This is a genomic window from Nitrosopumilus piranensis (assembly GCF_000875775.1).
Classification (GTDB): domain Archaea; phylum Thermoproteota; class Nitrososphaeria; order Nitrososphaerales; family Nitrosopumilaceae; genus Nitrosopumilus; species Nitrosopumilus piranensis.
Genome location: NZ_CP010868.1, coordinates 1,272,367 through 1,284,868, shown reverse-complemented (window position 1 = coordinate 1,284,868; position 12,502 = coordinate 1,272,367). Strand labels below are relative to the sequence as shown.

12 protein-coding genes are annotated in these 12,502 nt (G+C 33.2%); 6 read left to right on the top strand and 6 right to left on the bottom strand.

Going from position 1 to position 12,502, the window contains the following annotated elements:
• The first annotated feature begins 21 nt into the window (after positions 1-21).
• From NPIRD3C_RS07765 to NPIRD3C_RS11005, 3 genes are all read left to right on the top strand, one after another.
• Positions 22-270 carry a hypothetical protein gene (locus NPIRD3C_RS07765; RefSeq protein ID WP_148703607.1) on the top strand — a complete coding sequence of 83 codons (249 nt, stop codon included), beginning with the start codon at positions 22-24 and terminating at the stop codon, positions 268-270.
• A 41-nt stretch (positions 271-311) separates the two neighbouring features.
• The gene (locus NPIRD3C_RS07760; protein WP_148703606.1) at positions 312-893 is read left to right on the top strand and encodes a DNA-binding protein; all 582 of its coding nucleotides are present in this window, start codon (positions 312-314) and stop codon (positions 891-893) included.
• An 88-nt stretch (positions 894-981) separates the two neighbouring features.
• Positions 982-1,113 carry a hypothetical protein gene (locus tag NPIRD3C_RS11005; RefSeq protein WP_255464664.1) on the top strand — a complete coding sequence of 44 codons (132 nt, stop codon included), beginning with the start codon at positions 982-984 and terminating at the stop codon, positions 1,111-1,113.
• A 2-nt stretch (positions 1,114-1,115) separates the two neighbouring features.
• Here the strand turns inward: NPIRD3C_RS11005 and NPIRD3C_RS07750 are convergent, their stop codons facing one another.
• The 3 genes from NPIRD3C_RS07750 to NPIRD3C_RS07740 are packed head-to-tail and all read right to left on the bottom strand — an operon-like array spanning position 1,116 to position 3,472.
• The gene (locus NPIRD3C_RS07750) at positions 1,116-1,730 is read right to left on the bottom strand and encodes a LysE family transporter (protein ID WP_148703605.1); all 615 of its coding nucleotides are present in this window, start codon (positions 1,728-1,730) and stop codon (positions 1,116-1,118) included.
• Between the two features lie 50 nt (positions 1,731-1,780).
• Positions 1,781-2,494: a proteasome assembly chaperone family protein gene (locus tag NPIRD3C_RS07745; RefSeq protein ID WP_148703604.1), complete on the bottom strand. Its 714-nt coding sequence runs from the start codon at positions 2,492-2,494 to the stop codon at positions 1,781-1,783.
• Positions 2,495-2,530: 36 nt separating this feature from the next.
• Positions 2,531-3,472, bottom strand: a complete 942-nt coding sequence (locus tag NPIRD3C_RS07740) for a deoxyhypusine synthase (protein WP_148703603.1) — start codon at positions 3,470-3,472, stop codon at positions 2,531-2,533.
• Between the two features lie 104 nt (positions 3,473-3,576).
• Between NPIRD3C_RS07740 and NPIRD3C_RS07735 the strand changes: the two genes are divergently transcribed.
• A complete protein-coding gene (locus tag NPIRD3C_RS07735) occupies positions 3,577-4,671 on the top strand; it encodes an inositol-3-phosphate synthase (RefSeq protein WP_148703602.1) in 1,095 nt (364 codons plus the stop codon).
• On the opposite strand, the gene NPIRD3C_RS07730 is transcribed toward NPIRD3C_RS07735, so the two are convergent.
• Entirely contained in the window at positions 4,672-5,409 is a 738-nt protein-coding gene (locus tag NPIRD3C_RS07730) for a carbon-nitrogen hydrolase family protein (RefSeq protein ID WP_148703601.1), read from the bottom strand. It lies immediately after the preceding gene.
• Between the two features lie 172 nt (positions 5,410-5,581).
• On the opposite strand from NPIRD3C_RS07730, the gene NPIRD3C_RS07725 reads away from it, so the two are divergent.
• Positions 5,582-9,106, top strand: a complete 3,525-nt coding sequence (locus tag NPIRD3C_RS07725) for a chromosome segregation SMC family protein (protein WP_148703600.1) — start codon at positions 5,582-5,584, stop codon at positions 9,104-9,106.
• Here the strand turns inward: NPIRD3C_RS07725 and NPIRD3C_RS07720 are convergent.
• Positions 9,103-10,068, bottom strand: a complete 966-nt coding sequence (locus NPIRD3C_RS07720; protein ID WP_148703599.1) for an ABC transporter ATP-binding protein — start codon at positions 10,066-10,068, stop codon at positions 9,103-9,105. The two genes, NPIRD3C_RS07725 and NPIRD3C_RS07720, sit on opposite strands and share 4 nt — an antisense overlap.
• A 95-nt stretch (positions 10,069-10,163) precedes the next feature.
• Here NPIRD3C_RS07720 and egtD point away from each other — a divergent pair, with 95 nt between their 5' ends.
• Complete coding sequence (gene egtD / locus NPIRD3C_RS07715; protein WP_148703598.1) at positions 10,164-11,186, top strand: L-histidine N(alpha)-methyltransferase; 1,023 nt, start codon at positions 10,164-10,166, stop codon at positions 11,184-11,186.
• On the opposite strand, the gene egtB is transcribed toward egtD, so the two are convergent.
• Positions 11,183-12,493, bottom strand: coding sequence for an ergothioneine biosynthesis protein EgtB (gene egtB / locus NPIRD3C_RS07710; protein ID WP_148703597.1), 1,311 nt, complete (start codon positions 12,491-12,493; stop codon positions 11,183-11,185). The two genes, egtD and egtB, sit on opposite strands and share 4 nt — an antisense overlap.
• Positions 12,494-12,502 lie beyond the last annotated feature (9 nt).

The following is a 12,502-nucleotide window of genomic DNA, read 5'->3' as shown; positions in this document are numbered from 1 at the left end:
CTCATTTGGTTCATCAGTTTCATGGATTATCCAATTTCTGTTGATGAAAATGGCGTAAAAATAAAACCTGAAAAAATGGAAAAAGAGAAACTTTACCACTGCATTTTCAAAGAAAAAGCAATGTTGGTTTTCAAAGATTCTCAGGATGTAATGAATTGCTATGAGATTGAAGAAAAAGATCTCGTTGAAAAAATCAAGAAAATTGACAATGATGACGATCTAGAAAAATTATTTGATGACTATCTTAAGGCACAAGACCTGAAAAATTAAATAAAAGCGAGAGAGAATTTTGTTATTAAAGGAATTACGAATTGAGTGACACTAGAAAATCAAAAGACGCAGAAGATATTTTATCAGAGTTTGATTCTAGAACTAAATCTGAACCCGAACCTGAACCACAACTAGAGTCCCCAGAACCTGAACCACAACTAGAGTCCCCAGAACCTGAACCACAACTAGAGTCCCCAGAACCTGAACCACAACTAGAGTCCCCAGAACCTGAACCACAACTAGAGTCCCCAGAACCTGAACCACAACTAGAGTCCCCAGAACCTGAACCACAACTAGAGTCCCCAGAACCTGAACCACAATCTAGTAAACCGGAAACTCCTAAACATCCTGAAGAACGTAATGTTATTTTTGTTGGAACAAAACCTATAATGACTTATGTTTCTGCAACCTTAACTCAACTTTCAACAAGACCTACTGTTACCATAAAAGCAAGAGGAAAAAGAATTACTCAAGCTGTTGATGTCTCGCAAATGATTGTAAAAAGAATGGACTCTGTTGGGTATGTAATTAGTGATGTAAGAATTTCATCTGATTCACTTACTTCTCAAGATGGTAAGCAACGTAATGTCTCTACCATGGAAATTGACATTTCAAAAGAATAATTTTAAAATCCCGATTATAATCATAGGTGGAATTTTAATTGCAGCAGTTTTAATATTTTTTTCAAATTATTCTTGTGGTGTACAACATATGCAAATTTTAAACGAAATAAATTCTTTTGAAAAAACACTTGATCCTGAATTTTGTGAAGTAATTGTTGAAAAAATTGATTTGTTTAATGATAGTTGCAAACCTGAAATAGAAATTCTTGATTGTGGCTAATACTATATTTCTTGCAAAAATGTAATTCCAAAATAAATTAACATGATACTTAGTCCTATCATTAATATTTTATAATTTTTGTTTGAAAGAATTTTTGTACTCTTTGATGCCAAAAATGAAATTGCTCCTAACCAAGCAAAATCCATCCAAATATGTAATCCAAACATGATTAACATACCTGAAAATGCCCAAATTAGCATGGCATCTGATATTAATTTGAATCCTATTGTCAACCACCAAATAATGAAAAATGGATTTAATCCGCTTAGTAAAACCCCTGTAATTAAAGCCCCTTGTTTTATATTTGAAATTGATAATTCTTTTTCCCTTAAGACTGATCTAATTTGCAATATTGCAAATGTAAAAAGCGTCAATGCTCCTAAAATAGAAATAATTGTTCTGAATTCTGGAAAACTTTCTAATGAAAAAACTCCAATCCCTAATAATATCACAAGCGGCAATTCAACAATTGCATGACCTGTAGCTAACTTGATGCCTGATTTTGCACCTCCTTTTAACCCATATGCTATGTTAGCTGCAAAAAGTGGTCCTGGTGCCATTACTCCTGATGTTGATATGACTATTACTAATACTGCAAATTCTACAAATTGCTCCATCTAATTCAAATTTTTGTTATAATGATTATGAATTAAACATAATCTAAAAATTATCTGTACATGATGTCTTTCATGTGTTTTGATCCTTCTTCAGCTTCTTTGATTATTGATTCTGCTTTTTCTGCCTCTTTTTGTAGAGATGGAATATCGCATGAAGCTCCTGGAATCAATTGTGACATTGCCAAACATAATTGTGCACTGGATTTGAAATCAGGACCTTTTCCATCTGTATGAAAAATAATTACAATAACATCCTGTCCTGTTATGCTTGCTTCATTTAGTAGCATTCCAGGGATTCCTGGTACCGTTCCATGTGCTAATACTTTGAGTCCTGCTTTTTTCACTTTCTTTCTTGCAGCATCAGTACTTCCAATACCAATAATTTCTTCATTGCCCTCTGGAGATTTTACTGCGATGCTACTTACGATTAAACCGATTTTGTGTTTTTGTGCCCATTTGAGCATTGTTTTAGCTGTTGTTCTATGTAGTGCTTGATCAAGTGTGAGATATGATAAGAAGATACTAACTTTCAAATCTTCATTGACAAATATTCTTGATGGATAGTTTGGCTTTCCATTTTTAATTATACTAATTGGAGGAAATAGTTCTGAATCAATAATTCCTGCTAATTTCAATTTGGATGTGTGTATCATTGATTCTGATGCAATAGCGCTGCTAAAACCTGCTGATGGAAATCCGTCAATTAGGTATCCTCCTTCTAAGTTGAGTGGTTTGAATTCCTTAATTCTTATTTTGGGAAGCATGATTGTTTTTTGTTTTTATTAGATAATAGGGTTTGTCTAATTTTTTAATTTTGATACTAGTGATGAATAAATGAATGGCAATATGGTTGTCACTTCTGCATGAAGTGTTGATTGCTTTGCTTTTTGTGTAACTTTTCCCCAGGAAATTGCTTCTCTGACTAGTGCGCCACTAAGACTACCATCAAATTCTTGTGCAGTTGTAATGTAAAATGCATAGTCTAACCCTTCTCTGTATTGATTCCACCATAAAGTATGATGTTTTGAAATTCCTCCACCAATCATAAATGCTCCTGATTTTTCAGCTTTGAAAATAAAACCTGAAAGTAAATCCGCATCACCTGCCATGTTCAATTTAAAATCATTATGCTTTTGTGTGAATAACCAAATCTGACTTCCTACTGCACCATCCATGATTCCTGGAACTACTACACTAATGTCATTTTTGTATGCCCAATAAAGAAATGAATCTTCTCCTAAATGCTTCCCAATCATTTTACAGATTTGAGCAGTAGTCATTTCTTTTACACCATTTTGATATTCCTCTTCCAAAAATGCTTGCATCTTCTCTTCAATTAATGGCCCATAACTGTCCATAGGCACAAGTACACTGCCTAATCTGTGAATATCTTGATCTGCTAATTCGTTGTCATCCATTGTAAAGGAACCTTCTTTGTAATGTGAAAAATGTCTTGCAATGTCATGATCTAGTGCACCGCATGTTGTAATTGCAACATCAAACCATTTGTTTTTTAACATGTCTTTTAGAATTCCTCTTAACCCTGTAGAAACAACTGCTCCTACAAATGAAATGAATCTAAGACATTGTTTATCTGAAATCATCTCTGCTAAAATTTCTACCCCTGTTGAAAGATTTACTGATTCAAAACCCCCTGATTGAGACAACTCTTCAAAAATTTTTTCAATTGATGTGTTTGAATCAATTTGTATATCTTTTACAGGGCGCCCTGGTTCTATCATGATCTTAATTCTTGATGTCAAGTATAAAATCCTGCCTTAATTTCATTAATTTTTTTTATTTCTCTAAGAAAACTTTAAACCCGTCTAATAACACCAATTTTCGAATGGCAGGTAGAATAAAGGTAGGACTAGTAGGAATCGGAAATTGTTTTTCAGGTTTAATTCAAGGTATTGAATATTATCGAAAAAATCCTACACAGGAAGTTACTGGAATTATTCATGATAAATTAGCTGGATATGGAATCCATGATATTGATTTTGTTTGTGGATTTGATGTTGGTGAAAACAAAGTTGGTAAACCTCTCCATGAGGCAATCTATGCTTATCCAAACATGGTTGATTGGATTCCAAAAGATGAGTTACCAAAAACTGATGCCAAAATTTACGAAAGCCCCATTCTAGACGGTGTTGGACTTTGGGTAGAAAACAGAATCAAGCCTGTTGAAAATCCAAAATCTGTAGAAGAAATCACTGAAGAAGTTAAAAAAGTCATCAAGGATACTGGCGTTGAAATAATTGTCTCTTATCTGCCTGTAGGTTCTGACAAAGTAACTGAATATTGGGCACAGATTTGCCTAGATACTAACACTGCATTTGTAAATTGTATTCCTTCCTTTATTGCATCAGATCCTGAATGGGCAAAAAAATTCGAAGAAAAAAATATTCCTTGTATTGGAGATGATATCAAAGGACAAGTTGGAGCAACTATTGTTCACAGGACTTTGGCAAAATTATGTAATGATAGGGGAACCAAAATCGAAAAAACTTACCAAATTAACGTTGGTGGTAATACTGATTTCTTAAACATGAAGGAACAAGATAGACTTGTTTCAAAGAAAATATCTAAAACTGAAAGTGTTCAAAGTCAACTTGATGAACGACTAGATGATGATCAAATCTATGTCGGACCCTCTGACTTTATTCCATTCTTAGGTAATACAAAATTGATGTTTATGAGAATTGAAGGACGCCAATGGGCAAATATCCCTTACAATATGGAAGTTCGTTTAGAAGTAGATGACAAGGCAAATTCAGCTGGAATTGTAATTGATGCAATTAGGCTTGCAAAAATTGCTCTTGATCGAGGGGTTGGCGGACCAATCAAGCCTGCAAGTGCATACTTGATGAAGCATCCCATTGAGCAAACATCAGATGTTAAAGCAAAAGCTGCTTGTGAACAGTTTGTAGCAGACGAATAACTATCTGAATTTATTTGCGTCTGAAAATCTGATTTTTCTACTTTTCTCATATTTTTCCAGTTTGAATTCTTTTGAAATAGAATTTTCATTTTTTAGTTTAGTGATTTTGGTGTTGACAACTTTGTTGTTCTCTGCCAAATCTACTATGATGCTATTTCCACCAAACCTTCTATTTTCTACATTTGCTGCAAGGATTGGAATTCTGTTCTCCAATGCTCTAACCTGAACATACATCTGCCATGGTTCTATTCCTCTTCTGACTATTCTACTAGGAGATAGTAAGACTTGAGCCCCTTTTTTGACTAAAGTATTTGCAACCTGTGGAAATACCATATCATAACAAATTATCACTCCAAACTTACAGGCTGTATTGAAAATCTTAGCCTCCTTTCCAGGCTTGACATTGTCTCTTTCATAGTCAAATGGGTGTATCTTTTCTTGCCTGCCTATGAATTCTCCCTTGGGACCAATTACTGGTGCAATTATTGATGAATTCCTTTTATTGACTTCGTAAAATGCGCCTGGTATTATGGTCATTGAAAAATCTTTAGCAATTTCCTTGAATTCAGCAAATTCTGAATCAAAGTCTGAAATTATGTTATCCTTAAGCCATTGCTCAGGCAGACAAACAATATCTGTTTCTTGCCTACCCAACTTTCTTAGGATATGGGCTGCTCTGGATATTCCTTTTTGATTATTAAGATATGAAATCGTTTGAATTATTCCTAATTTTACCATATTTTTTGAATAGCTATTTGGTAATTATAAGTAGGCACACTGACAATCATTTCTTAATTTGTTTGTGCTCACCGTTACGAAAAATATCATACTACAACAAGAAAAATTATGCAATAGTGTCAACTAAACTTGTTAAACATCGATTATCTCACCATTTGAAAGAATAACGTCATTGGTTCATGTTAAAAAAGTAGAGATCTTTGGTTTCAAGTCATTTGGTTTTAAGAATACAACTGTCCAATTTGAACCTGGACTGGTATCGATCTCAGGTCCTAATGGCTCTGGTAAAAGTAACATTCTGGATGCCATAATTTTTGCAATGGGTGAAAACAAACCCAAAATAATGAGAGTTGACAAATTACGATCACTGATTCATGATATTGAAGGGAATAGACGTGGACCAAAAATGGCAAGATCAAGTGTACACTTTGATAATTCTGATCGAAAGATTCCTGTTGACTCTGATGTTGTTGAAATTACAAGAGAGATGGATGCTAATGGCGAAAACACATACTATTTGAATAAAAAGAAAACCAATCGAAGTCACATTCTTGATTTATTGGATATGGCAAACGCTGGATTGGGTCAACTAAATGCCGTGCAACAAGGAACTGTAACTAGAATATCTGAATTCACATCTGAAGAAAAAAGAAAGACAATTGAAGATTTGATTGGACTTTCATATTTTGATGAAAAAAAGGCTGAATCTGTAAAACAACTTGATGAGGCCGATCGAAGACTTGAGATTGCACTTGCTAAAATGGGTGAAATCAAGAAAAGAATAGATGAACTTGAAGAAGAACGGAATCAAAAACTCCGACATGACATTCTTGAGCGTGAATTAAACAGGTACAAAGCAATAGCTGCTGCCAACAAACTAAAGGTAATATCTGGCCAAAAAGAGTCAAAGGAATCAACTTTAGGATCAGTAACCTCTGAAATTACAACTTTTGATGAAGAAAGAAGTGTTTTGAGAACCGAAATTGGAACTTTGGAATCTGAAAAATCAAAATTGATGACAGAAGCTAATGATTACACTAAAGCAAAATCTTCACTTGATGCTGAAATTGCAGCAGCTATGGAACAATATGAAATAGATAACAGTGCAATATCTGCATCAAAGAAAAGAATAGAACAAATCAATTCTAGAATTCCAGAAATACAAAAAGAACTTGAAGAAATTAATACCGCAAGAAGTGATATCGATACTCAGATTTTAAAAATTAAAGATTCTATTGAAGAAACCAATACTAAGAAAAATAAAATTAATTCTGATTTGGAATCTATAGATTCTCAAAGAAATAAAATTTTAGATGAGCAATCACAAGCTGCTGCCAAAAAATCTGAAATTGATGAAAAAATTAGAACCCTTACAAATCAATTAAACGATGCCAAACTAAAACTCTCTAAACTTCAACATGAACAAGAAGAATCAAAAAGAAAAATAGAATTAAACACTGCCAAGTTAGAAGGGCTTGAACATGGCATTGAAGAGCTTACATCTTCTAAATCTAAATTAGAATCTATGATTAAAAATCATAATGCAACAATTGTTGAATTAAAATCTAGAATAAAGAATTTACAACTAAAAAAATCTAAAATTGTTTCTGATATGGATGAGTGGGGTGAAATTCTAGAAAAATCTAACAAAGCTGCAACACGTTATGAATCAAAAATTAAAACTGTCAAAGGCTTCATGCATGAAGATTATACCGTTGCAAAATTAAAAGAGGATGCAGAAAAACTTGGCATTGAAGGTTTAGTTTATGAAATGATTTCTTGGGACAAACAATATGAACGTCCAATTCTGGCTGTGAGTTCTGATTGGATTAAAGCCATAATTGTAAAAGACTTTGCAACTCTTCTTGGAATTGCAGAATTTGCTAGATCCAGAAAATTGCCAAAACTAAAGATTATCCCACTTGATGCAATTCCTAAATTCAAACTAAAGTTGCCCAAAGAATCAGGTGTCATAGGTGTACTTGCTGACTTTGTTCGTTGTAATCCTACTTATTCTGAACTCAAAACATTCCTGTTTGGCAATATTGTTCTTACAAAAACTCGAGAGTCTGCATACAATGTGTCCCAATCAGGATACAAGGCAGTCACTTTGGATGGTGAATACTTTGAGGCAAAAGGAGGTACCGTGGTCATTGATATTGATTCAAAAATATCAAAACTCACAAAATTAATTTCTATGACCAGTGATGTTGATGGATTATTTCAATCAATTAATGCTGTAAAGAAATACTTGCTGATAAAAAAGAACTCTATTAAAAAATTAGATGATGCTATTCAATCAAATTCTGATAGACTTTCAATTTCTGAGCAATCATTAGCATCTGTAAATGAAAACTATTCTCATCTCAAACCCAGAATTGAATCTACATTGGCAATGAAAGAACAACTCACAAAAAGAATCTCTGATTTAACTTCACGTGATAAAACAATAGAATCTGAAGTCCTCACTACTGAATCTCAAGTAGAATCACTATTAGAACGAATTTCAATTGTAGAAGACAACTATGCAAGTGGCGAACAAGCACGTATTGCAAATGAATTATCTAAAATTAATTTAAAGAAAGCAGAAATTGAAAAACTATACACAACTATTGCAAATGAATATCGTGACAAATCCTCACAATTGACAACTCTGGAAACTCAAGATAATCGTGAAAAATCACAATCCAATCGTCTTAATGATGAAGAACGTTCTTTGAATTTAGAAAAAGAGGAATTACAAACAAAAATTAGTGAACTAGAAGTTCAAAAAGAATCTAAAAACGAGGTTCTTGTCAAATTAAGAGAAAAAGAACAAGATCTTATTGAAACCTCTGGTTCCTCTATTGGCCAACTCAAAGAGTTTGATGATAAACTCAAAGTATTGTCTGAAAAAGATAGAGAATTAACCAAACAAATCAATTCCCTAGAGAGGCAATCTGATTCCTTGAATAGGGATCTGCATGATTTGACTGAAAATGAGAACAAATTAAAGCAAATTCTTTCTGCATTTGGCTTTGATAAGGACATGGAAACATTTGATGTGGAATCTATTGTTCAAGGATTGTCTGCAGAATTAGCCTCATTGAATGCCTTAAACGCAAAAGCTCCTGAAACATATCTTGAGGTATCATATGGATACCGCTCAATGTCTACAAGAAAGAACTCACTTGAGGAAGAAAGAAACTCTATTGTTAAATTTATTGAAGATATTGAAAAGGATAAACGTCAAACATTCTTGGATGCATTTGATAAAGTCGATAAAGAAATAAAACTAATTTTCAATAAAATGACTGGTGGAAATGCCTGGTTAGAATTACAAAATGAAGATGACATTTTTAATTCTGGAATTTCTTATCTAATTCAATTCCCAAATAAACCAAAGAGAGAATCTACATCAATTAGTGGTGGTGAGAAAACTCTAGCTGCAATTGTATTTGTTCTTGCTTTGCAAAAACTCAAACCATCTCCATTCTACTTGTTTGATGAGGTAGATGCACACCTTGATGCTCCAAACTCTGAGAGATTGTCAAATATTTTGGAAGAACGTTCAAAAGAAAGTCAATTCATTATGGTATCTCTAAAAGATTCTGTTGTCCAGAAAGCAAAACTGATCTATGGTGTGTTCCCAAAAAATGGCGTCTCAAATGTTGTTACATACAAAGACAAACGTATGCCTTCAGTAAGAAACTCTTAGTCTATTTTGACATGACAAGCTGAAAATTGTCCTTCATCTGTTTGTTCTAAATCGGGCTCAACACTACATTTCTCTATGATGTATGGACACCTATTTCTGAATCTACAGCCGTGAAGAATATCTATGTCTGTTGGCTCATTAATTCTAATCTTCTTTTCTCTATGTAGATTATCTGGGTCTATTTCTGATATTGCATCAATTAGTGCTTGTGTGTATGGGTGCTTTGGGCTCAATAGTACTTTGTCAATTGGACCTATCTCAACAATTTTTCCTAAGTACAGAATTCCTATTCTTTGACCAAAATACCTGGCTGTTGCTAAATCATGTGTAATGTAGATGAATGAAATGTTGTATTTTTTTTGTAATTCATGCATTAATTCAAGCATTTCAGCTCTTATTGACACATCTAGCATTGAAACAGGTTCATCTGCCAAAATCACTTTTGGTTTTAATGACAATGCTCTGGCCAGAACCACCCTTTGTCTTTGTCCACCTGATAACATATGTGGATATTTTTTGATAATCTCTTCGGCTGGCTCTAATTTTACTTCGTGAAGAACTTCAATTACTCTTTTCCTTCTTTCTTCTTTGTTTCCAAGATTATGTATCTCCAACGGTTCTGAAACAATATCTCCAATTTTCATTCTTGGATTAATTGAATCATAGGGATCCTGATGTATCATTTGGCAACTCATCCTAATTTTTTTCAAATTTTCAGGTCTGTTGTCAATTTCTTGATTTTCAAAAAATATTTTTCCAGAATCTGGTTCTATTGATCTTAAAATTAATTTTGCAATAGTTGATTTTCCAGAACCTGATTCACCTGCTAAAACAAAAACTTCTCCTCTGTTCACCGAAAAAGAAATATCATCTGTTGCTCTGACTGTCGATGAACTACTCCCAAACATTCCTTTTTTAGAAAAATATTTTTTCAAATGTTCAATTCGAAGAATTTCTTCCAACAAATGTTATTGAATTTAGAAGTATATCAAGAGATATAGTTATGCGTAAATAATTGGCTTAAAACTTTTAAGTCGAGTAAATGGAATTTTAATACTTGAATAATGCTCTACAAGAAAACAAAAAATACAAAAAATTTGTAGTTGACTCTAGATTACAATACTTTAAGCCTCATGCTACAAAAATTGAAAAAACATTTGCTGAAGAAATATCTTCAACTCTAGGCTCCAATTCAAAATCCATTCATCCTAAATTCTTTTACGACAACAAAGGTTCTGAATTGTTTAAACAAATCTGTTCTGTTTCAGAATATTATCCGACTAGAACTGAAATCTCTATTTTACAAAAACTACAAACTGAGTTACCTCCATTTTTAGATGAAGATTTTAGACTAGTGGAATTGGGTAGTGGGTCATCTGTAAAGACACGATTGATTTTGGATTTTTTTACTAGCTCTCAAAAAAACACTGAATATTTTCCAATAGATATCTCTGAAATTCTTACAGAAAGCTCTGAGGAACTTCTAAATGATTACAAAAATCTAACGATAACTGGTATAATCGATACGTATGAGGGTGGTTTAGAATTCCTAAAAACATATGATGACAAGAAAAATCTTATTATCTTTTTAGGTTCTAGTTTTGGTAATTTTTCACCAATTGATGGTTACAAATTTTTAGAGAAGGTTTACTCCACAATGAAACCTGGTGACTTGTTTTTAATTGGACTTGATCTTGTTAAAGACAAAACTATTCTTGAATCTGCATATAATGACTCAGAAGGAATAACTGCTAAATTCAATCTTAATGTTTTATCTAGAATCAATGATGAGCTTGATGCAGATTTTGATCTAAAAAATTTTTCACATTATGCAATTTACAACGAAAAAGATCAGCGTATTGAGATGTATTTGAAATCTTTGGCTGACCAGTCTATCGTTGTTTCAAAATCTGATCTTGAGTTAAAATTACAAAAAGATGAATTGATTCATACTGAATATTCTCATAAATATCGTCTATCTCAAATTCATGACCTCCTTGACGATGTTGGATTTGAATTAAAACATACTTGGTTAGATGATAAAAAACACTTCTCACTGACTTTGGTCTCTAAAAACTAGATGTCTTCAGCACATCTAAATCCTGAAAACAACCATCTCTCGTCTAGTCTGAAAAAGTTCCTGTAACTTCCACGAATTGACATTCTTGGAGTACCAAAAGAGCCTCCTCTCAAGACTTTTTGATTTGTAAACCACTTGTCATTATATTCATCAAAACCTGTTTTGAATCCTGGATAGCCTGCAAATTCTGAGGATGTCCATTCCCATACATCTCCAATCATGTGTTGGCAACCTGAAGAACTAACTCCGTTTGGATATGCTCCCATCTCAGCACATCCCCAATGATATGATTCAAGAATATTGCATTTGTCTTCTGATGGTTGATCGTTTCCCCATGGGAAGACTGTTTTTTCTTGTTTATCTTCATTCCAACAAGCAGCTTTTTCCCATTCTGCTTCGGTTGGCAATCTTTTTCCTGCCCATTTACAATATGCATCTGCTTCATAGAAACTAACATGGCAAACTGGTTCGTTTGGATTGATTTCTCTAATTCCTAAAAAGTCTCTAGTATGCCATTTACCATCAATTTTTCCCCAATACATTGGAGCTTTCCAATTGTTCTCCTTTACCTTTTCCCATCCATCTGATAACCAATACTTGTATGTCTCGTATCCTCCATCTTCGATGAATTCTAAATATTCCTCATTTGTAACTGGAAAAACATCTATCTTGTAATCATTAAGGTAAACTTTGTGTTCTGGGAGCTCGATGTCATAACAGAATTCTTTTCCATTAAATCCCATTGTGTATAAGCCACCTTTAATTTGCACAGATTTTTTTTCAACTCTATTTTGTGATTTTATTTTGTTTTTTCGTACTGGTCTGTATTGCTCAGCTAAAAGATGCTGTAAATCATAAACTAAAAGCTCTTGATGTTGGCATTCATGATGAAAACCCATTGTAATTAATCTCACTGCATCATCACTCAAAGATTGGGTTTCTATGAATTTCTCAACCCTTTGATTTATTGTGTTAAAATATTCAAAAATTTGATCAACTGTTGGTCTGGAAATTACTCCACGCAGTCCTTTGTCTTGTGGAACTCCAAATTGTTGATAATAAGAATTCAAATATTCTGAAAATTCTTTTGAATAGAACTCATAATTTTTGTCCAATTTACTCATAATTGCTTCATAGATCCAACTGACATGCCCTATGTGCCATTTTGGTGGGCTCATGAAAACTGCAGTCTGTACAACAAAATCATCTTTTTCAAGCGTTTTCACTAACTCTAAAGTTCTACTTCTAGTCTCTCTGAATTGTTCTAATAGTGGTTTTTTTACTTCTAGCTCTGCATTGCTAGTCATAATTTTTTA